Here is a 20986-nt window from a genome sequence, read left to right as displayed (position 1 = left end):
TTCTCATGCTCCCGAATATGCCAACTCCAACTTTTTCAGATTGTCGTTCTGACCGACAATGACCAATACATCCTCTTCACGTAATCGGTAATCCGCCAATGGTGAGATGTTAATATGTCCATTATTTTTAATCGCCATTACGTTGCAGCCAAACCGCGCGCGAATATCCAACTCAATCAAGTTCTGTCCTAGCATACTGCCGGTTGCACGAACCTCGACAATACTGTGATCATCAGACAACTCGATGTAATCCAATATGTTAGGCGATATCAAATTGTGAGCGACACGTGTCCCCATATCGCGTTCTGGGAATACGACTTTATCAGCACCGATTTTGCTCAATACTTTTCCGTGCAGCTCATTTTGCGCCTTAGCAACAATCATGGGTACACCTAGATCTTTAAGAATAAGCGTAGTTAGAATGCTCGCTTGAATATCTTGACCAATTGCTACAACCACGACATCAAAGTTCCGAACGCCAAGCGCTTTTAATGCCTCTTCTTCGGTAGAATCCGCAGATACAGCATGTGTTACCATGTTGACAATTTCCTGAATTCGCTGCTCACTTGAGTCAATCGCCAGCACTTCAAAGCCAAGATTACTTAAGCTGCGAGCAATACTGGAGCCGAATCGCCCCATACCTATAATTGCATACTGCTTCTTATTTGCCATGGGTTCACCTTCCCGTTTCCCGTCACGTTTTGTGAAATATTATATCATAGCTCAACCTGCTTGTCCTAACCAACTCCATAATCCACATGCATGGTTCTTTCTCACCATGGTTACGCTAATGGATGAAAGCGATGACAGAAGGAGGGCATACGAATGAGCGTACTAATTAACTTGCGTCAGGCCATCATTCAGAAAATCTCGAACAAAACCGATGCAGATGTAGAGGATATGATCGTTGGTTCGGTTGACGGCGATGAGCGCGCATTGCCTGGTCTTGGTGTCCTGTTTGAACTGATATGGAAAGAAAGCAGTCCTGAGCAGCAGCAGCAATACATTACGATTATCCAGCAACACTTATCCAAAAACAGTTAGCTTCCATGATAGAATTTCTAACAAAAGACGCGGTTATGCTTAGCATAACCGCGTCCCTCGTGTAATTGTCCTAACTTATTTTTTCCGCGCATATACCAAGTGAACCAACAAGCCAAGCTGTTCTGCATGGACTTCATATCCGTGCTTCTCCCACCATGCCAGCAGTCGGGAACGATCTGCATAATACTCATCCAAAATCCCTGTAATTTCCTCAAACTTTCCTTCTTTCTTCAGACGAATCATATATTCATTACGGTGCTGTTCTGTTTCAAACATCAGATCACCAATTGCAATCCGGCCACCTGGCACGAGGACTCGATCCATCTCATCCAGCGCTATACACTTTTGTTCTTCTGTCAAATGATGCAGTGCATACGTCGACATAATAAAATCGAACTTCTCATCTGCCAAAGGCAAAGACATCATATTACCCAAATACAGCCTGAACTCTGGCCACTTGGCCCGGCATTGCTTTAACATCTCCTCCGATTGATCAACACCGGTCATAAGCGCCCCTTGCTCCCAACAGCGAGCAGATAGATTGCCTGTTCCAATTCCCAGATCGAGTCCGCGTTCTCCTGGTTTTACTTGTATTATTCCACTTGTCCGCTGCAGTACCCTCTCATAGTCGGCATGAACATCGGAATTCCCGTGAATGCGATTTACGGCTGCGTCATACCCTTTTGCCTGCTTATCAAAGTTCCATCTGTCCTGCCAATTTAATCGCAGCTCTCTTACCCGCTTCGCTTGCTCTGTCACTTGTTCCAATTCCATAATCGCCTGTTCTCCTTCCATATCGTCTGAGGCGTGTATCATATGATCCATCAGTTTCATCAATGTTCTCATTTGCACATATTCTTCTGCCAGCGCATTGCGTTTACGTAACAAGAAAGGACGCAGCTTAGACAATTCTCCCGCCATGGCATCGTTCAAGCAGTGTTGAATATCATCTATGGGCAGATCTAATTCCCGCAGCCTGCCAATCATCCTCAGTCGTTCCATATCGTCATTGGTAAGCACACGATACCCGTTGTTCTCTTTTTTAAAGGGAGCGAGCAGCCCTCGTTCTTCATAGTAACGAATTGATCGTGGGGTCATGCCCAATAATCGGGAAGCTTCCTGTATTTTCATGGTGACGTCACCTCTTTAAGTCCAAATAGTTCTCACGTGATACTCTCATTCTAAACGTTAACGCAGCGTTAAAGTAAAGTACTAAAAAGAAAGAAACAAAATAACATCCAGTAATTACAATTTTAATCGGTTTGAAAACAGTTGACAAAGACAAATGTCCAGACTACTATTAGGGGTGTCAAATGACCTCGTTAGGTGAGGCTCCTATACAAACACAGGCCACTGCCCAGAAATATCGAAAGATGCCCATGGGTAGAACAGGAATTGCCGGATTAAGGCTTTTCATAAGGTGGCTAAGACAAATGTCTTTACGTTGTATAGTGCCAAAACTCGACCAGGGGGCTCTAGATGGTATTTTATTTGCGCGTGCGCATTCACCATGGCCCCCTATCTCTAGGGGGCCTATTTTTATGAGTCGGAGGAGGGAAAAGTCTGATGGACGGCAGCAGTAGTTGGCGACCTTTTATGTTTTTCAACCTATTTACAAATTTTTTATGCAAAAAGCATTGCGGAGAGGATCAACTCTTGCAGCTGCGGATAGGATATTGTCAACTTTTCCCACCTCTTATACATAAGCAGGTGTATTTAAAGCTGTCACCTGTTCCACCAGCTTTCAAGAATTGAACGAACAGCTCTCCTATCCGGGGGCTGTTTTTTTATGGAGCTCCTTCGCATTGCTTCCACTCGAAGGAGGAGTATCACCATGTTTACAAACAGATTCAAAAACAAACACACGAATCAAGACGACACGATCAAGCAAATCTCATCCCGCCTAATTGAAATCTCTTCCTGGCATTACGATGACGTGCTTGAGGAATACGACACGACTTTACTAGGGCTTTCAAATGCAGAAGCCACACTTCGACAAGCACAACACGGGAGCAATCGTATTATTCAAGACAAGGCACCAGCCTGGTACATGCAGCTGCTTGCCTGCTTTAAGAATCCGTTTATTTTGATTTTGCTCGGACTGGACTTATTCTCGATCATCACCAAAGATACGGAAGCTGCCATCATCATTAGCGTGATGGTAACGATTAGTGTCCTTATTTCCTTTACACAAGAATACCGCTCTCAGCGCACGGCAGAGAAATTAAAGGAAATGGTCAAGTCTACCGCCTCTGTCATCAGGCAATCCGCTCCTTACGAGATCGATATGGAGGCGCTGGTTCCGGGGGATATCATTCATCTGTCTGCTGGGGACTTGGTTCCTGCAGATATTAGATTACTAACGTCTAAGGACCTGTTCGCCAGTGAATCATCACTTACTGGCGAGGCGCTGCCTGTGGAGAAACAAGATACACTGCCGCGTCATGCCCAATTCTCGACGCACAAGCGTCAGCTGCGCCACAGCGCCATTGAGTTGCCCAACATGTGTTATATGGGCACCAACATCATAAGTGGTTCTGCCACAGGTATCGTTGTGTCTACAGGCTGCCGCACTTATTTCGGCGCGATGGCGAAGACCTTAGTCGGCTCTCGTCCTATGACAAGCTTTGATAAAGGCGTCAACAGTGTAAGCTTCTTGCTGATCCGCTTTATGCTCATTATGGTTCCGATCATCTTCTTCCTAAACGGCTTCACAAAGGGAGATTGGCTCGATGCTTTTTTCTTTGGCCTATCCGTAGCTGTTGGCTTAACACCTGAAATGCTTCCCGTCATTGTAACTTCTAATCTCGCAAAAGGTGCAAATACGATGGCCCGCAATAAAGTTGTTGTTAAGCGTCTAAACGCCATTCAGAATTTTGGCGCGATGAACATCTTATGTACAGATAAGACGGGCACGCTGACTCAGGATAAAATTGTACTAAAACGGCATCTGGACATTCATGGCCATGAAGACGAAAACGTGCTGCGGTATGCTTATTTAAACAGCTTTCATCAGACTGGTCTGAAAAATTTATTAGACGTTGCAGTGCTTGAGCATGCCGAACTCCAAGATATACTTGGCGCGGAGCTCTTATACCAGAAAGTGGACGAGATCCCATTTGATTTTAACCGTCGCCGCATGTCTGTCATCTTAGAAAAGGACAATCAGCATCTGCTCATTTGCAAGGGGGCAATGGAAGAACTGCTCCGTATATGTTCCCATGTCTCTGATCAGGGGCAGCTCGTTCCGATGACAGATGAAATAAGTGCAGACATAGAGCAGATCGTGCAGTCGTTAAACAGCGATGGCCTGCGTGTTGTGGCGGTTGCGACTAAAGAGCTTCGCACACAGAGCGATCAATATACAGTTCACGATGAATCCGACCTCACACTCATAGGTTACATCTGCTTCCTTGATCCTGCCAAAGAAAGTGCAGCACCAGCCATCCAAGCGCTGCATGATAATGGTGTAACAGTGAAAGTGCTAACAGGTGACAATGAAGCCGTAGCCCGCAAAGTGTGCCGAGATGTAGGCCTACATGTGGAGCGTATCGTGCTTGGCAGTGAGATCGACGACATGCCAGATCATCATCTGGCTGATCTAGCAGAACAAACTTCCGTATTTGCGAAGCTAAATCCACTGCAAAAGGCGCGGATTGTAAGCGCCTTACAGAGCAAGGGACACACCGTTGGATTTATGGGGGACGGGATTAACGATGCTGCATCGCTGCGGGAAGCAGATGTCGGGATATCTGTCGATACAGCGGTAGATATCGCCAAAGAATCAGCAGACATTATTTTGTTGGAGAAGAGTCTCATGGTTCTGGAAGAAGGTGTTATTGAGGGGAGAAAAACATTCGGCAATATAATAAAGTACATTAAAATGACAGCCAGTTCTAATTTTGGAAACGTATTTAGTGTGCTTGGTGCAAGCGTCTTTCTGCCATTTATGCCTATGCTGCCCATACATTTGCTCATACAAAACCTATTCTACGATATTTCCCAACTTTCAATCCCATGGGACAACATGGATAAAGAGTTCTTGTCCAAGCCCCGCAAATGGGATGCCAAATCAATCGGTCGTTTTATGCTTTGCATCGGCCCAATCAGCTCGATCTTTGATTACTCGACGTTCTTTGTAATGTATTACGTATTTGCTGCCAATACGATTGGGGAACAGTCACTGTTTCAATCGGGATGGTTTATAGAGGGTCTGCTCTCACAAACGTTAATCGTTCATATGATACGAACTCAAAAAATACCGTTTTTCCAAAGCCGTGCCAGTTGGCCTGTCCTGCTGCTGACCGGACTCATCATGGTTGCGGGTATCTGCATTCCCTTTACGCTGCTAGGTGAGGAGATTGGTTTGCAACCGCTGCCGTTATCTTATTTCCCATGGCTGATCGGTATTTTAATGGGGTATTGTCTTTTAACCCAATTAGTTAAAACTTGGTACATTCGCAAGTTTAACGAGTGGTTGTGATCTCATATCTATTTATTCTGTTTAGAAGAATAATGTTATCATCATAGCTCATATGTTTGTTCATATAATAACAAAAACCTTCAGTCTCGCTTACGCAGCGGAACTGAAGGTTCTGTTCATCTGTTTAAAAGTTCTCCATGAGTTACCCCAATAGGATGCGTCTTCTCACTCCTACTTACTAAGACTAAGGGGCCATCTCCAAGAACTTGGCTTCCGGCATTTTTTCCATAGCTGTACGCATCGCGTATTCGTTCTCAAATAGAGCAACAAAATTGCCGTTCTTATCCTTCACCAACTGTGAATTAATACGGAACTTCGTTGGATCGATATTATCAGCGACAACCCAACGTGCGAATTGGAAAGACAAACGCTGAAGCTGTACATCAACTCCGTATTCCGCTTTCATTCGGTATTCGAATACTTCGAATTGGAGCTGACCGACAACACCAAGAATCGTCTCATCAAATACTCCAGCATTATGGAACACTTGAATCGTACCTTCTTCAGTTAATTGGTCTACGCCTTTCTGGTACTGCTTATGCTTAAGCGCATTTTTTACCGTTACACGCGCAAAGATTTCTGGAGAGAAAGTTGGAAGCTCATCAAACTTGACTGACATGCCTTGGCTCAAGCTGTCTCCGATTCGGAATATGCCTGGATCAAACAAACCAATGATATCTCCAGGGAATGCCTCATCCACGATATCTCGGTCCTGGGCAAGGAATTGCTGCGGTTGAGCCAGCTTAATGTCTTTGCCTACACGAACATGCTTTACGCTCATGCCGCGTTCGAACTTGCCTGAGCAAATACGCAGGAAAGCAATCCGATCCCTGTGAGCAGGGTTCATATTGGCTTGAATCTTAAAGACATAACCAGAGAACTTCTCATTGGTCGGCTCAATCTCGCCTTCTGTCGTATGACGGGAAGATGGCTTAGGCGCCAGCTGCAAAAAGTTCTCCAGGAACGTCTGCAAGCCGAAATTATTGATCGCACTACCGAAAAATACTGGTGTCAGCTCACCATTCATTACTTTTTCATAGTCAAATTCATCCCCGGCAACATCCAGCAGTTCCAATTCCTCGCACAATTGATCGTGCAAGTAGTCCCCCGCCATCTCGCGTATTACCGGATCTCTATAATCTTCAACCTTCTGGACTTTGATCGTAGAGTGATCATCGCCTTGGAACAGCTCAACCTGTTTCTTCATCCGATCATACACGCCGCATAAACCGCGGCCCATACCGATTGGCCAGTTCATCGGAACAGAACGGATACCAAGCACATTTTCCAGCTCTTCCATCAGTTCAAAAGGACTGCGGCCTTCACGATCCAATTTGTTAATAAACGTAAAGATCGGAATGCCCCGCTTCGCACATACTTGGAACAGCTTGATTGTCTGTGCCTCGACGCCTTTGGCAACGTCGATCAACATCACAGCACTATCCGCTGCTGTTAATGTGCGATACGTATCTTCACTGAAGTCTTGGTGACCTGGTGTATCCAAAATGTTAATTCGATGCCCATTATAATCGAATTGCATGACGGATGAGGTTACCGAGATTCCGCGCTGCTTCTCAATCTCCATCCAGTCACTCGTCGCATGCTTGCTCGCCTTCCGTGCCTTTACCGTCCCTGCGAGACGGATAGCTCCCCCAAATAGAAGCAGCTTCTCTGTAAGCGTAGTCTTACCTGCATCCGGGTGAGAAATAATTGCAAACGTACGACGCTTATCGACCTCTTTAATCAATTGGTCTGTTAACGATTTACTCATCACATTAGCCCTCTCATCTCAAAATCACATAACATCTATTCTAACATAAAAGAGGGTATCTTAGAAACGGGATTCTGGTTGGTAAAATGCCCGCATAACCAATGTGACATCATGAATTTCGGCATCTCCGCTTTGATCTACGACAACCCAATTCGTCGCTAGTGTTGATTCCAGCATAGCTGCATCCTCCGCGCTTACTTGAAGGCCATCCATACGCCCTTCACTTTCGGTATAATCAGAGCCTGCTTCGAAGCCTAAGCGTTCCCGCACCCAATTTTTCAGGCCGTACACCGTATTAAATGTCATCTTGTAGCCGTGTGTCACTGCTGATTCAAGATCTTCGCCATGCTCACGAGCATAAGTTACCCATTCCGTGTAGTTGCCCGCTTCACTTAATAAAGCAACATCGTTATGCTGAATCACTTGAAGCAGCTGTTCATCAGACAGACCGAACCGACGTGCTTTTTCTAGCAGTACAGCGCTATTTTGGGAAATTCGTACCGGAGTTGTCATGTGTAATCATCCTTTTCCATCATATTCTTGTTATATCTATCGATAACACGCTTTATACCTGCTGCAGCTCAGATTGCGCTGCTTACTCTGTAACACAGTCTCAGCTCTAGTACGGAAAAGACTGTGCCTCTAAAAGAGAGCACAGTCCAGTCATTCATCCGCCTATAGCTTAGCTTAAGAGCCAATCAGGAACGCGCGTGCTGGAGCCGCCTCGATACCCGTCAGCTTAAGCGGAGCGATCACCATAAAGTAGGTTCCCTGCTCCACTTCTTTTAGGCGTAAGCCTTCTACAATAATGATATCATTCTGGAAAAGCGGTCGGTGTGTCGTATAGTTCGGCTGCGCACGCTCAATGCCGAGCCCATCCGTACCTACACCTTTTACACCAAGCTCAATTAAGTACTGAGCTCCCGTCTCATTCAGAAATACAAATTCGAAGTCAAACTCTTCCGAAGAAGAGTTACGTGTCTTAAACAAAACCCAGTCTCCGCGCTGCAAGCCAAATGGCTCCAGATCTTCGCGACCGATGCTATCCTGTACATGTGTTAAGTCCAGAACACGTGCATGTCCAACAAGTTGATCGAGTCCAATCGATTCAATCGTATCGCCATTCTCCAACATATGTAACGGAGCATCTACGTGCGTGCCGCAATGTACATCAATATCGATCCGCGATTCATATGCCTTGGCGTTCGAGAAATTCTGTACGTTGCGAATAACTGGCTTCTTCTCATCTTTATTCTTGTAGACCTGCATACCGTCTTGAATCGTCATCGAGATATCGTAAATCTTAAACAACGCTTTCGCCTCCTAGTCGGTCGTCGATCGTTATTTCCACACAACGGTATCTTCTTCTTGGCCGTTCACAGGCCACCAGCGATAACCGTCTTGCTCCAACAGTTCATTAGCAGCCTGTGGCCCCCATGATCCGGCTGGATATTGGTGAAGATCATCGTTCGATTCGCGCCAAGCTTCAGCGATCTTATCCACGAAGGACCACGCTGCAGCCACTTCATCCCAACGGGTAAAGTACGTTGAATCGCCGCGCGCTGCGTCAAAGATCAAACGCTCGTATGCTTCCGGCGTGTTAATGCCGATCATGCAGCTCTGGCAGAAGTCCATCGCAAGCGGTTGAATGCCGCCTTCAGCTCCAGGCTTCTTGCCATTGATACGGACATAGATCCCTTCCATCGGATTAACCCGAATAACAAGGAGATTCGGCTCAAGCTTATGCTTACGACCCAAATAAACGTTAGATGGCATACTCTTGAACTCCACGACCACTTCGGTGGTCTTCACAGGGAGGCGTTTGCCTGTACGAATGTAGAACGGTACTCCCGCCCAGCGGAAGTTGTCCACAAATACCCGTGCCGCAAAATAAGTCTCCGTTACGGATGCAGGGTTCACCTTCTCTTCTTCGCGATAACCAGGCAGTTCTTTGCCTTTCATAGCACCAGCGGAGTACTGACCGCGAATCACATGATCATGTACTTCCTCTGCAGTATGATATTGACGCAAGGAACGAAGCACCTTAACCTTCTCATCACGAATATCCTCCGGATGGAGACGGCTTGGTGGCTCCATGGCGATCATCGTCAGCATTTGCAGCATATGATTCTGAGCCATATCGCGTAAAGCGCCAGCATGGTCATAATAACCGCCGCGTTCTTCCACGCCTACGGTCTCAGATAAGGAAATCTGAATATTGGCAATGTGCTTGTTGTTCCAGAGCGGCTCGAAGAAGGCATTCGCAAAGCGAATCACTTCAATATTTTGAACCATCTCTTTGCCGAGATAGTGATCAATACGGTAAATCTGTTCTTCCTTAAAGACAGAGCTAAGCTGCTCATTCAAGCGTTCTGCCGACTCCAGGTCATACCCGAATGGCTTCTCAATGACAAGCCGAGTCCAGCCTGTTGTATCCAGCATTCCACCATCACGCAAGTTATGTGAAACGCTGCCGAACAATTCTGGCGCAAGCGCCATATAAAATAAGCGATTGCCTGGAACGTCGAACTTACGTTCAATCTCTTCCGTCTGCACAGTCAGCTCGCGGAAACCGTCCACATTGTTGATATCGAGAGGTTTGTATTCGAAATGCTCAGCAAATCGTTCCCACTCTCCATTATCCTTCACATCGTATCGACAAAATTCATCAATCGATGCACGAACATCTACACGGAACTCATCGTTCGTGCGCGGGCGACGCGCAAGTCCTACAACGGCAAAGCGCTCGCCAAGCTTGCCTTCACGATATAAGCTGTATATGGCAGGAAACAGCTTACGGCGCGCAAGGTCTCCGGTAGCACCAAAAATGAAAAAGACGGCGCCATCGGACAATATCGATTCTTGATTATGCATCTCAGTCATCTCTCTCCATCATCCTTACACTCGTTTATAGAACTTCAACATTTTTATTTCGAATGTGATGCCATTTTAGCACATAAATCTGCAGGATTCCATCTTTCTAGACAAATCATTCCTAGTATTCTCCAGAGATTAATGGAGTACCAAATGAGATTCGTGTTATTCCCGTACTGCCGTTCTCCTGTACGGCAACCTGAAGGTTCGCGTGCCCATCCTTCATCGCAACCCCTTCACCCATATAACTAGTCTCGTAAGAAGCACTGATCGTCCTGTCATCTTCGTATATATCCAACGGATTAGCACTGCCCCATTCTTTGATTGCCTGCTCTGCCTTTGCCCATGCTGCATCACGTCTTAAGCTCGTTTCCGTCTGTACAGTCGCATTCCAATCGTTCTCATAGTGCCCACCCGTTAGCAGACTGCGAAGACGATCAGCTTCTTCCACGCTCTGCTTCATCCCGCCATTCGCAGCCCCTTTTATCGTCACGACATAATAGGCACGTCCATCCTTTTCGCGAAATAAAAGGACATCGCCTTTCCAAGAGGAAGCGCCATAATGAGAACGATACACGGTACGCCCATGCTCTGTAACTTCGGCAAGTGGCTCCTTGTGTTTAATGACAAGCGACCACTCGTTCCGTTCCTTCCCCCAGTTTTCTTCCGCCGTATGAAAGCTTCCCTGCACTGTAATGGTGGTGTTAAATTTACGTTCGCCGCTAAGCTCAGCCAATACCCACAACATGCTTACCCGTTCCGAAATGGATGGTACCTGCTTCTGATCCGCTTTTGCTACCGTTGCAGCAGCACTGCTGAGCATAGGACCGCCCCAGGATGCCGCAGCTCCACACATCGCAAACAAAGTCAAGCTAAGCACTGCAATCCATCTTCCTTGTCGTTTCATCATGTCGTCGACCTCCATTACAAAATAGTGTCTTTTACTAGCAAAATAGGCTGAAGACCGTTAGGTGAACGTCCATACGCGACTGTCACGTCTTGAATACATTAAATAACAAAACGTTTGTTGAAAGGAGACTGGTGAGAATGATCCCTATACCATTGGATGAAAGAACGATATCACAATTTTGTGGACGTTCAGTTGGTGTTGTGACCAAAGATGGTCGAGAGTATATCGGACGTCTGAGTCATTGTGAGAACGGCAAGCTCATTTTAAACGCTGATTCCTCTCCAGCACATTTATCCGGGGAGACGAAGGAGACTGCACCGAGTAAAAAGAAGGGGAAAAAATCAAAAGCTAAAACCTCCCCCGATACTAGTCCAACTGCAGTCGCAGCAAATTATATTGCAGATCCCTACGCCGCAGCTCGGTATTCATATCCTTATCGGCCATTTAATTACGGCCCCCGGGTAGACTTGGACTTAGCACTGGTCTCTTTATTGTTTCTGCTTGTTTTGTAAGACTCCTGCTTTCTGTAAATGCTGATTCCATCAAGCTTTATCGAGCATTTCCTACGATAATCGACCTATATATTTCGGTAAATTTTGCATAGGCTCACACGTACTTATCCTATGATTTGGCTATGTTAAGTTATGTCGGATAGAGTTATTTATGTACTTGTGAACTTACGTATAGCTTGTCCTACAAGGCGAGAAAGCGATTCCGACTGCCTACTCGTTCTAGCAGACAAAAAGAAAAGGCAGCCCCCATACTGTATACACAGTACGTGGAGCTGCCTTGTCATTTATTCGCTTAAGCCGTTCTTATAAGCATATATAGCTGCTTGCGTTCGATCTTCTACACCAAGCTTCGCCAATATATTTGTCACATGAAATTTTACAGTTTTTATTCCGATGAACAAATCATCCGCAATATCTTGATTGGATTTGCCTTGTGCCAGCAATCGCAGTACGTCCATCTCGCGCTCTGTCAGATGTTCGTGAGCAGCTTGGGTCGGCTTTGGCTGACGAAAACGGTTCATCATCTTGGACGCCACTTGTGACTCTAGTACAGACTGACCTCTTGCCGCCGCACGGATCGCCTCTGCGATCTCCGTCGCACGTGACGTCTTCAGCAAGTAACTGAAAGCCCCCGCTTCAATAACGGGATACATCTTCTCGTCATCCAGGTAGCTGGTCAGTACGATTACTTTGCATTCCGGATAAAGCTGCAGCAACTTACGTGTAGATTCGATACCGTCCATGCCATCCATGACAAGATCCATAAGAACAACATCCGGCTTATATTCCTGGGCAAGCCTGATCCCTTCTTCACCATTGCTTGCTTCCCCAACAACTTCAATGCCATCTTCCGTACTTAATACGGCAGCAAGACCGATTCGAACCATCTCATGGTCATCCACGAGCAGCACCCGAATCGATGTCTCGATATCCATTTCTATCGCCATCGCTAACCTCTTCCTCCTTCCAAGCCGGTTCGTCTTTTAACACGGGTACCCGAATCTCAATACGTGTTCCTTTATCAGGGGCCGTAATAAATTGAATAGAGCCTCCAATCTCGTTAACACGCTCCTGCATTGTACGCAGACCGTAACTTGCCTGCTTATGATCCTCCCAATGAAAACCAACTCCATTATCACGAATCATCAGTCTTACAGCATCCTCACGATTCTGCAGCCTAATCTCCATACGCTCAGCCTTGGAATGCCGTAACGTATTCGATAGTGCTTCTTGAATGATGCGGAACAGATGATTCTCCACACCCTTAAGCAGTTGAATATCCTCATCCACTTCACAATGAATATCAATCGGGACTTTGGACTGCAGTTCATGCACCAGTTCCCGCAACCCTTGAACTAACCCCTTGCCTTCCAGGTGTACCGGCCGCAAGTGCAGCAGCAGCGCCCTCATTTCCGATTGCGCTACCGATGCCATCTCTTCGATCAGTTCGACCTGACGCTCTGCCCGATCAAAATCACGGCCTAACGTACGTTTGACTGCAGTTGCGGTCATTGAGATCGCAAACAATTGCTGACTGACCGCATCATGCAACTCCCGCGCCAATCGCTGCCGCTCTTCAATTATAGCCGTAATTCGCGCTTGTTCCGCAAGCTGCGCATTATTGGTCGATAGACGCTGCAGGGAGGTCACTTGCTCCTCCCAACGCTTACTGACCCGACCTAATTGTTCCGCAAGCTGTCCAAGCTCGTCATTGCCGAGCTCCGGCATCGGTCTGGACAGGTTGCCCTTCTCTAAGAGCACCATCGATTCGCGCAGCAGCTCAATTCTGCGCTTGATCTTATAGCCTTGATAAAAACCAAATAACGTCGCAATAACAGCAACGACCAGTAGAGCTGATAACGTTGCCTTTACTCCAGCTGCCCATGTTTCAAAGGGCTGAACATAACCCGCTGATTGCAGCATGTATACGATGATAAAAAACAAAGCAAAGGAAAGGAGCAGCGTTTCCCCCATAAATCGTATTACCATATTTGCATTCTTCTTGCTATTCATGCGGAAAGCTTCTCCTTTCACCTGACCTAGTGCAATTTAATGTCAATATCTCCTACGATATACGAAAGATACAGTTTCACTCTTTGATCCATTTTCTCATAATTTGGAGATCGCCACGTCCATTTATTAAAAAATCCCGTGTCTCTGTCATGGCCCACATCGATTTGTCCAAATAAAACGGTTGCTTCGATCTCAACACCGATATGGTCTGGAATTATAATATCAATATCACCAATAACACCTTGGAAGAGAAGTGTTGTCTCTGGTTCCTCCAGAATCGCAAGTGACAAGTCAATATCACTTTCCCCGACAAGATGCCATAAGCTTTGACTATACAGATGATAAGGCTCACGATCCCATTTTAAGCTAGTCGATAAATTCTGACGCTTTATGACTTGCTCATTCGGCTGTACCTTACGCGATCTGACATAAAATAAGCCTAATGAGATAAGAACGATGCCAATAAACAACGGCAGATGCTCCAACAGAAGTATGGCTCCACCAACACCGAGCAGCACATATCCGATCTTGGTTTCCATCGACTGCACTTTACGCATGCCGACAACGATCAGCACAAGGGCGACAAACGTCCCGAAGCTTAGCCATTTTCCGATTAATATAAACAGCCCCAGCACAATAAGAATATAAGCAAGTATTCGGTTATTCGACAACATGTCGCACCTCCTGTTCTGTCATTGTACAAAGGCACTAACGGCGATGCAGGATGCATCGCCGTATTTAGCCCAATGATTAGCATATCATACTCTATCATTAAACCCCAAGAGGTTATTCCGTTTTGCCGAGCTTTTGCTTTAATGCTGCAAGTTGTTCTTCTACTTTTAATTGCTTTTCAGGATCAACCGGCGGTTGATAAACAGATGCGGTTGAGCTATATGGCACGCGCAGGACATCAGCTTCTGCTTCTAGCTGCATAATTTTCTCCTCCATACGGTGGAAACCAAGCGATGCACTTCCGCTTTCAATTGTATGCAGCGTATTGATGGATGACATTTGCTTACGGGCTTGTGCCATTTGAGCACGTGCAGCCAATTCATTACGTTTGTTACGAAGCTTGTAGAACTCATCCTTCATGACGTGCATTTGATGCATCAACTCTTCTGCCTGTGCTTTCGCCTGAGCATGAAGATCGCCGAATTCTACTATCTTTTGATCATAGTATAATTTTTCTTCCAGCAATTTTCTTGCCAATTCCTCTTGGCCTGAAGTCAATGCACGTCCTGCTTGTGCTTCACGTTCACCCGAAACGCGTACTGCTTCCTCGTAACGTTGTTTCATACGGCGCTCGTTAGCCATTTGCTTAGCGACTGTTACTTCAGCCTCACGAATTTCTTGCTCCATATCACGCAGGTATTGATTCAACATTACTACCGGATCCTCAACCTTATCCAACAAATCATGTACAGATGCCTTTGTCATGTCCTTAATACGTTTAAATACTCCCATTTTACTTATCCCCTTTCTCGTACTTTGCGAGTTTCTCGCGCAATTGTTGTAATTCGTTCATCATAGCTTTCTTCTCAATATCACCCATCATGGAGTCGATATTCGAACTGTTGTTATCGTACGAACTGTTATATTGCTGCTGTGAGCGATAATCGTTGCGGCTGCGATAGTCATTGCGATGGTATTGGGCATCGCGGTCATGTGAGTATCCTCCACCTGCATAGCCGCCATTATAGCCTTGTTGGTCATAGTAATTGTTTGGACCATATCCGTTCGAACCGTTAAATCCCATCGGGCCATGCGGCCGAGGCTCTTTCGGAACTACAAGTGCTATGACAAAGTAGACAACGAGCAGGGTGAATCCGGAAAATATGACCCCGATCACAAACAACACACGGATGAGTGTTGCATCGATATTCAGCCATTCCGCAAGTCCGCCACACAGTCCGCACATTTTAGAATCACGTGTGGAACGATACAGCTTCTTGTTCATCCTTCTATCACTCCTTAGGTGTGTTCAGCTTCTGCTTCAAGCGCTCCATCTCCTGCTGCACTTGGGCATCCTTTTCATAAGAGCCTCTATAGCTGGCTTCATTCATACGGCGAACGTCGCGCAAGCTTTGGGATTCCCACTCCATATCAGTCACACGATCGTCCAATCGACGGAACATGCCATCAACCTGGTTTGGATTCCCCAATCCCCGTTCGTTCATACGCTGCTGCAAACGAATCGTCTGCATACGGGCGATGAACATTTGACGTTTGTCATACACCGTTTGGAATTCGCTTTTTAAAGTGTGCAGTTGTTCTTCCAGATCGAGAATCGCCTGCTTGCTTTTATCATATAAATCTGTGTAATTTAACACTTTCTCTTCATGCATCAATTTCTCTTGAAGGGCTAGCTTAGCTGCATATTCCTCATTAGCTTTAAGAGCCAGCAGAGCTTGCTGCTCTCTACGATCGCGAAGTTCCGCTGCTTGATTAAGCTGCTGCTTCATCTGGTTCGCATGCATGACATACTGTTGATACAACCGCTCCGCTTCCGTAATTTCTTGACGAGTACGCATCAGAAACTGGTCAATGAGGCGAATCGGGTCTTCCGACTTCTCTAAATGTTCGTTTAGTGAGGCGAGTGTAATATCTCGTACTCGCCGGAATATATTGCTCATGCTGTTTAACCCTCCTTATTTCGAATTTCAGTAGCCTATGTTTAATTTGGATACCCTTTACGTTTGCCTACCAGCATAGACACTCCAAAACATATCATGCCGATTGCAATAAGTAAGCCGATAATCCAGGACAACTTGCCGATTAAGGAAATGGCACCGATGATAATGAATATCCAACCAAAGAACGAATTTCCTGCTTTAATGCCGTAATATCCAAGTGCAATCATTGCAACTGGTATCAGGTATCCGAACAATCCTCCAAAGCTTAAACCAAGCTTACTCAACAAGAGGAATGCCCCAAGTCCGATCAACAGTAATGCTAGAGTATTTCCTTTCTTTTGCATTGTGTTCGTCACCACCTTTCATATGTCGTTTGCTTATGTCTTTATTCTAGGTTGTTTCTTGTCATCTCAAAACAGGCTGTGGACGGTATTTAAACCTAGACTGAAGTCGGGGGCCTCCATAGACTCCAGTTCTGCATGCCCCTCGCCCATTGAAACTAACACCTGATTCAAACGTATATAATTCCATAACTGCCCATTAGAGTGATTTCATTACCAAATGGAAAGCAGATGAGGCAGCTTTCATGTGAGGAGTGATGCGATGGAAGCTTTATATTGGGGTTTACTCGTGTTTGGTGTTATTTATGCGCTTGTTACGCTAATATTTAGCGATTTATTGGAACATGCCTTTCACTTTGTAGTCGGTGATACCCATGTTCCATTTTTACAGCCCACTGTACTAGTCAGCGGCTTAACTTCAATTGGCGCCATCGGCATTTTGCTTACCCGATACTCCTTGCTTCACACTGGTTTTATAGTCACCATCGCGGTTGCAGGAGCTATTTTGATAGCTGTGCTCGTTTACTTCCTCTATATAAAACCGATGGAGAACAGTGAGAATTCTATTGGTTATTCCATCCATGAATTAGTAGGCTCAATTGGGGATGTCAGTATTGCGATACCCGCCCAGGGCTATGGTGAAGTGCTTATTAAAGTTGGGGTAAGCAATACGAATCAGATCGCGGCCTCTTTTGATGGAATTGCTATAGCTCAAGATAGTCGGGTAGTTGTTATCGAGGTGAGAGAACATACGGTATTTGTATCCATCCTTGAATAATCTCTTAGTTAAATCATATTCTTTACCACACAAATCAATCCATATGTTCGTTTGTTGTGAAAAGCTTCATTCCGAAGTTTTTCTCATACATATATGAATAAAAAGGAGAGAATGGGATGGAAGATTATTTATTGATACCCCTTATCCTAGTGGGTGTGATCGTTGTACTAGGCTTGGCATTTTGGGCACGATACAAAACCGTAAGCCCAGACGAAGCAATGATTGTGACTGGTTCATATCTAGGCAGCCGTAATGTGTCCTCAGATGAAACCGGTCGCAAGATGAAAATCGTCCGCGGTGGCGGTGCCTTTATACTTCCTATTTTCCAGCAATCACAGTTTTTATCTTTGCTTTCACACAAGTTGGATGTCACAACACCTGAAGTGTACACCGAGCAAGGGGTTCCAGTCCTGACAGACGCCGTTGCTATCATCAAAATCGGAGGATCTGTGGAAGATGTGGCAACAGCTGCGGAGCAGTTTCTTGGGAAGCCTACGGTGGCATTGCAGAGTGAAGCCCAAGAAGTATTAGAAGGTCATCTTCGGGCCATTCTTGGATCGATGACCGTCGAAGAAGTATACCGCAACCGTGATCGCTTCGCGCAGGAGGTTCAATCCGTTGCCGCTAAAGATCTCAAGAAGATGGGATTGTTAATTGTCTCTTTTACCATCAAAGACGTTCGCGACAAGCATGGTTACCTAGAAGCACTCGGGAAGCCTCGGATTGCAGCTGTAAAACGAGACGCGGATATTGCTGAGGCAGAAGCAATTCGTGATTCTCGAATTCAGAAGGCGAAGGCGGAGGAAGAAGGTATGAAGGCTGAGCTCCTTCGTGATACGAATATTGCTGAAGCCGGTAAAGAGAAAGAACTGAAGATCGCTTCCTTTAAGAAAGAACAGGATCAAGCAAGAGCCGAAGCGGATCAGGCATACCATATCCAGGAAGCACGTTCCAAGCAAAGTGTAGTTGAAGAGCAAATGCGTGTTGAACTGGTTAGAAAAGAACGTGAAATCGATCTCGAGGGCAAAGAAATACTGCGCCGCGAGAAGCAATATGATTCTGAAGTGAAGAAGAAGGCCGATGCAGAGCGTTATTCCGTCGTTCAAGCTGCGGAAGCGGAAAAATCCCGCAAAGTTCTTGAAGCGGATGCGCTGCAATACCGCATCGAAGCCGAAGCGAAGGCATTAGCCGAGCAGAAGCGGCTTGAAGGTCTTGCAATTGCAGACGCAGAACGCGCTCGTGGTACAGCTGAAGCCGATGTTATCCGCTTGCGAGGTCTAGCTGAAGCAGAAGCCAAGCAGAAGCTAGCTGAAGCATTCGAAAAGTTTGGCGAAGCAGCAGTGCTCGACATTGTCGTAAAGATGCTTCCTGAATTAGCAGGTAAAGTAGCTGAACCAATTAAGTCGATTGACAAATTGACGGTAGTAGATACAGGGCATGGTGAAGGAGCAGCCCGCGTCAGCAACTATGTCACCCAACTTATGGCGACAGCGCCACAAATGCTCAAAGATGTCTCAGGACTCGACATTGAGAAAATGATCAAAAGATTGACCGATGGCGCAGGAAGCGAACCTAGCCGTGCAGTGATTGCTCCAACTGCAGATATACCAGTTACTAACAGTGATACGCAATAAAATATTATAATTATAAAGAGCCAAGCAGACGCGAGCATAAGCTTCACTGCTTGGCTTTTGTATTAGAATATAGACAATCGTATCGATTCTGTTGTTGGATAAGCTGTCCTACATTCTCGGTAGTTGCATACAATAGCAATCCATTTACTAAACAAGCATGCCATACAAACAAGGCCCATACGATTTTAGATGCTGCGCATATGCAGTCAACAAGTCTTAATTAGTTATTAACGAATATTGTTGTATGCTTTCCCTATCTATAAGTTATTCTGTCTATAAATTATTCTTTTAAAGCAATAAAAAAACCCAAGAATCATCTTGGGTCTGAATTTTGAAATGGTGCCGGTGAGAGGACTCGAACCTCCACGGTTTCCCTCACGATTTTGAGTCGCGCGCGTCTGCCATTCCGCCACACCGGCATATTAAATTTAAGTGGCGTGCCCTGAGAGATTCGAACTCCCGACCTTTTGATTCGTAGTCAAATACTCTATCCAGCTGAGCTAAGGGCACATATGAAGCCATTTCAATCAAATCTTTTAAAACTTTTTGGAGGCGCCACCCAGATTTGAACTGGGGAATAAAGCTTTTGCAGAGCTTTGCCTTACCACTTGGCTATGGCGCCATAATGGAGCGGACAACGGGATTCGAACCCGCGACCCTCGCCTTGGCAAGGCGATACTCTACCACTGAGCTATGTCCGCAAATGGCTGGGGATATAGGATTTGAACCTATGCATGACGGAGTCAAAGTCCGTTGCCTTACCGCTTGGCTAATCCCCAAAGGTATATGGGGCGATCGAGGGGACTTGAACCCCCGAGTGCCGGAGCCACAATCCGGTGCGTTAACCCCTTCGCCACGACCGCCACATTCCTAAAAATATTCAATTTCGCCAAGATCTTCTTGGCAGGGGCAGCAGGAATTGAACCCACACCAACGGTTTTGGAGACCGTTGTTCTACCTTTAAACTATGCCCCTATAATGGTGGAGGATGATGGATTCGAACCACCGAACCCGGACGGGAACAGATTTACAGTCTGCTGCGTTTGGCCACTTCGCTAATCCTCCAAGATGGTGCCGGCGAAAGGAGTCGAACCCTCGACCTACTGATTACAAGTCAGCCGCTCTACCAACTGAGCTACACCGGCGCAAAACTTATATGGTGGCTCGGGACGGAATCGAACCGCCGACACAAGGATTTTCAGTCCTTTGCTCTACCGACTGAGCTACCGAGCCTAATTTCGTACTTAATCGCCCTAACCAATATTAATTAAATGGCGGAGCTGACGGGATTCGAACCCGCGGTCTCCTGCGTGACAGGCAGGCATGTTAGGCCTCTACACCACAGCTCCACGATTTATTTGGTTGCGGGGGCAGGATTTGAACCTACGACCTTCGGGTTATGAGCCCGACGAGCTACCGAACTGCTCCACCCCGCGATATTATGGTGGACGCTGACGGGATCGAACCGCCGACCCTCTGCTTGTAAGGCAGATGCTCTCCCAGCTGAGCTAAGCGTCCATGTTGTTGTTTCATCAGCGACTTTTATATCATATCAAATCTTCAAAGCTTATTCAACCCTCAATTATTACCAGTTGAGAAGTTGTAATGGTGACCCGTAGGGGATTCGAACCCCTGTTACCTCCGTGAAAGGGAGGTGTCTTAACCCCTTGACCAACGGGCCATGCTACTGGCGGAGAGAGGGGGATTCGAACCCCCGAGACGCTTGTGGCGCCTACACGATTTCCAATCGTGCTCCTTCGACCAAACTCGGACATCTCTCCATATGGCTCCCCGAACAGGACTCGAACCTGTGACAACTCGATTAACAGTCGAGTGCTCTACCAACTGAGCTATCAGGGAATATAACTGTATTCAAAGCTTGCACTTTGAAAACTGAATGCGAAGTGTACATGCTCTACTTAGAATGATTAGGATAAGCCCTCGACCGATTAGTATTCGTCAGCTCCACACATTACTGTGCTTCCACCCCGAA

General features: G+C 46.1%; 19 protein-coding genes, 16 tRNA genes and 1 riboswitch. Of the genes, 5 read left to right on the top strand and 30 right to left on the bottom strand.

What is annotated here, in order from left to right; genetic code table 11:
• Positions 1–3 precede the first annotated feature (3 nt).
• On the bottom strand, positions 4–672 hold the full coding sequence (locus tag MH117_RS23705) for a potassium channel family protein (RefSeq protein ID WP_239333147.1): 669 nt from the start codon (positions 670–672) through the stop codon (positions 4–6).
• 153 nt (positions 673–825) lie between these two features.
• Between MH117_RS23705 and sspI the strand changes: the two genes are divergently transcribed.
• Positions 826–1044: a small acid-soluble spore protein SspI gene (sspI, locus tag MH117_RS23700; RefSeq protein ID WP_239333145.1), complete on the top strand. Its 219-nt coding sequence runs from the start codon at positions 826–828 to the stop codon at positions 1042–1044.
• Positions 1045–1119: 75 nt separating this feature from the next.
• Here sspI and MH117_RS23695 read toward each other — a convergent pair whose 3' ends face one another.
• Positions 1120–2175, bottom strand: coding sequence for a methyltransferase domain-containing protein (locus MH117_RS23695; RefSeq protein WP_239333143.1), 1056 nt, complete (start codon positions 2173–2175; stop codon positions 1120–1122).
• Between the two features lie 180 nt (positions 2176–2355).
• A riboswitch (M-box (ykoK) riboswitch) is annotated at positions 2356–2524 on the top strand.
• 354 nt (positions 2525–2878) lie between these two features.
• On the opposite strand from MH117_RS23695, the gene mgtA reads away from it, so the two are divergent.
• The gene (mgtA, locus tag MH117_RS23690; RefSeq protein WP_239333141.1) at positions 2879–5527 is read left to right on the top strand and encodes a magnesium-translocating P-type ATPase; all 2649 of its coding nucleotides are present in this window, start codon (positions 2879–2881) and stop codon (positions 5525–5527) included.
• Between the two features lie 184 nt (positions 5528–5711).
• Here mgtA and MH117_RS23685 read toward each other — a convergent pair whose 3' ends face one another.
• The 5 genes from MH117_RS23685 to MH117_RS23665 all read right to left on the bottom strand — a co-directional run bounded on the left by MH117_RS23685 (position 5712) and on the right by MH117_RS23665 (position 11082).
• Positions 5712–7298 (bottom strand): peptide chain release factor 3, encoded by a 1587-nt coding sequence (locus tag MH117_RS23685; protein WP_239333139.1) that lies wholly within the window; start codon positions 7296–7298, stop codon positions 5712–5714.
• A 60-nt stretch (positions 7299–7358) separates the two neighbouring features.
• Positions 7359–7811, bottom strand: a complete 453-nt coding sequence (locus tag MH117_RS23680; protein WP_239333137.1) for a hypothetical protein — start codon at positions 7809–7811, stop codon at positions 7359–7361.
• A gap of 174 nt (positions 7812–7985) precedes the next feature.
• Entirely contained in the window at positions 7986–8609 is a 624-nt protein-coding gene (locus MH117_RS23675) for a cyclase family protein (protein ID WP_028546820.1), read from the bottom strand.
• Between the two features lie 30 nt (positions 8610–8639).
• Positions 8640–10181 carry a glucose-6-phosphate dehydrogenase gene (gene zwf / locus MH117_RS23670; protein WP_239333135.1) on the bottom strand — a complete coding sequence of 514 codons (1542 nt, stop codon included), beginning with the start codon at positions 10179–10181 and terminating at the stop codon, positions 8640–8642.
• Positions 10182–10293: 112 nt separating this feature from the next.
• Positions 10294–11082 (bottom strand): YwmB family TATA-box binding protein, encoded by a 789-nt coding sequence (locus MH117_RS23665; RefSeq protein ID WP_239333133.1) that lies wholly within the window; start codon positions 11080–11082, stop codon positions 10294–10296.
• 137 nt (positions 11083–11219) lie between these two features.
• Between MH117_RS23665 and MH117_RS23660 the strand changes: the two genes are divergently transcribed.
• Entirely contained in the window at positions 11220–11594 is a 375-nt protein-coding gene (locus tag MH117_RS23660; protein WP_239333131.1) for a hypothetical protein, read from the top strand.
• Positions 11595–11878: 284 nt separating this feature from the next.
• Here MH117_RS23660 and MH117_RS23655 read toward each other — a convergent pair whose 3' ends face one another.
• The 7 genes from MH117_RS23655 to MH117_RS23625 form a co-directional block, all read right to left on the bottom strand.
• Complete coding sequence (locus MH117_RS23655) at positions 11879–12541, bottom strand: response regulator transcription factor (RefSeq protein ID WP_425414253.1); 663 nt, start codon at positions 12539–12541, stop codon at positions 11879–11881.
• Complete coding sequence (locus MH117_RS23650) at positions 12489–13607, bottom strand: sensor histidine kinase (RefSeq protein ID WP_239333129.1); 1119 nt, start codon at positions 13605–13607, stop codon at positions 12489–12491. The genes MH117_RS23655 and MH117_RS23650 overlap by 53 nt, the downstream gene beginning before the upstream one ends.
• Before the next feature lie 26 nt (positions 13608–13633).
• Positions 13634–14281: a cell wall-active antibiotics response protein LiaF gene (liaF, locus tag MH117_RS23645; RefSeq protein ID WP_239333127.1), complete on the bottom strand. Its 648-nt coding sequence runs from the start codon at positions 14279–14281 to the stop codon at positions 13634–13636.
• A gap of 112 nt (positions 14282–14393) precedes the next feature.
• Complete coding sequence (locus tag MH117_RS23640; protein ID WP_239333125.1) at positions 14394–15071, bottom strand: PspA/IM30 family protein; 678 nt, start codon at positions 15069–15071, stop codon at positions 14394–14396.
• Between the two features lies 1 nt (position 15072).
• Positions 15073–15564, bottom strand: coding sequence for a PspC domain-containing protein (locus MH117_RS23635; RefSeq protein WP_239333123.1), 492 nt, complete (start codon positions 15562–15564; stop codon positions 15073–15075).
• A 7-nt stretch (positions 15565–15571) separates the two neighbouring features.
• Positions 15572–16240: a PspA/IM30 family protein gene (locus MH117_RS23630; protein WP_239333121.1), complete on the bottom strand. Its 669-nt coding sequence runs from the start codon at positions 16238–16240 to the stop codon at positions 15572–15574.
• A gap of 41 nt (positions 16241–16281) precedes the next feature.
• Entirely contained in the window at positions 16282–16584 is a 303-nt protein-coding gene (locus MH117_RS23625) for a LiaF transmembrane domain-containing protein (protein ID WP_239333119.1), read from the bottom strand.
• Positions 16585–16843: 259 nt separating this feature from the next.
• On the opposite strand from MH117_RS23625, the gene MH117_RS23620 reads away from it, so the two are divergent.
• Together MH117_RS23620 and MH117_RS23615 are read left to right on the top strand one after the other, a co-directional pair.
• Positions 16844–17359 (top strand): NfeD family membrane protein, encoded by a 516-nt coding sequence (locus MH117_RS23620; protein WP_239333117.1) that lies wholly within the window; start codon positions 16844–16846, stop codon positions 17357–17359.
• A 116-nt stretch (positions 17360–17475) separates the two neighbouring features.
• On the top strand, positions 17476–18993 hold the full coding sequence (locus MH117_RS23615) for a flotillin family protein (RefSeq protein ID WP_239333115.1): 1518 nt from the start codon (positions 17476–17478) through the stop codon (positions 18991–18993).
• Between the two features lie 337 nt (positions 18994–19330).
• Here MH117_RS23615 and MH117_RS23610 read toward each other — a convergent pair.
• The 16 genes from MH117_RS23610 to MH117_RS23535 all read right to left on the bottom strand — a co-directional run bounded on the left by MH117_RS23610 (position 19331) and on the right by MH117_RS23535 (position 20853).
• Positions 19331–19412 (bottom strand) — tRNA-Leu (locus MH117_RS23610).
• A gap of 14 nt (positions 19413–19426) precedes the next feature.
• Positions 19427–19503, bottom strand: a tRNA-Arg gene (locus MH117_RS23605).
• A gap of 37 nt (positions 19504–19540) precedes the next feature.
• Positions 19541–19615: transfer RNA gene (locus MH117_RS23600), tRNA-Cys, on the bottom strand.
• A 4-nt stretch (positions 19616–19619) separates the two neighbouring features.
• Positions 19620–19694 (bottom strand) — tRNA-Gly (locus tag MH117_RS23595).
• A gap of 3 nt (positions 19695–19697) precedes the next feature.
• A tRNA-Gln gene (locus tag MH117_RS23590) sits at positions 19698–19772 on the bottom strand.
• An 8-nt stretch (positions 19773–19780) separates the two neighbouring features.
• Positions 19781–19856: transfer RNA gene (locus tag MH117_RS23585), tRNA-His, on the bottom strand.
• A gap of 38 nt (positions 19857–19894) precedes the next feature.
• A tRNA-Trp gene (locus MH117_RS23580) sits at positions 19895–19968 on the bottom strand.
• Positions 19969–19972: 4 nt separating this feature from the next.
• Positions 19973–20058, bottom strand: a tRNA-Tyr gene (locus tag MH117_RS23575).
• A 4-nt stretch (positions 20059–20062) separates the two neighbouring features.
• A tRNA-Thr gene (locus MH117_RS23570) sits at positions 20063–20138 on the bottom strand.
• 12 nt (positions 20139–20150) lie between these two features.
• Positions 20151–20226: transfer RNA gene (locus MH117_RS23565), tRNA-Phe, on the bottom strand.
• Positions 20227–20265: 39 nt separating this feature from the next.
• Positions 20266–20342 (bottom strand) — tRNA-Asp (locus MH117_RS23560).
• A 10-nt stretch (positions 20343–20352) separates the two neighbouring features.
• Positions 20353–20429, bottom strand: a tRNA-Met gene (locus MH117_RS23555).
• A gap of 6 nt (positions 20430–20435) precedes the next feature.
• Positions 20436–20511: transfer RNA gene (locus MH117_RS23550), tRNA-Val, on the bottom strand.
• A gap of 88 nt (positions 20512–20599) precedes the next feature.
• Positions 20600–20674 (bottom strand) — tRNA-Glu (locus tag MH117_RS23545).
• A gap of 7 nt (positions 20675–20681) precedes the next feature.
• Positions 20682–20774 (bottom strand) — tRNA-Ser (locus MH117_RS23540).
• 3 nt (positions 20775–20777) lie between these two features.
• Positions 20778–20853: transfer RNA gene (locus tag MH117_RS23535), tRNA-Asn, on the bottom strand.
• Positions 20854–20986 lie beyond the last annotated feature (133 nt).

The sequence above is a fragment of the Paenibacillus sp. ACRRX genome (assembly GCF_022346885.1).
Lineage (GTDB): Bacteria > Bacillota > Bacilli > Paenibacillales > Paenibacillaceae > Paenibacillus_B.
The sequence above is the reverse complement of the archived record's forward strand: the minus strand, read 5'-3'. Positions and strand labels throughout refer to the sequence as shown.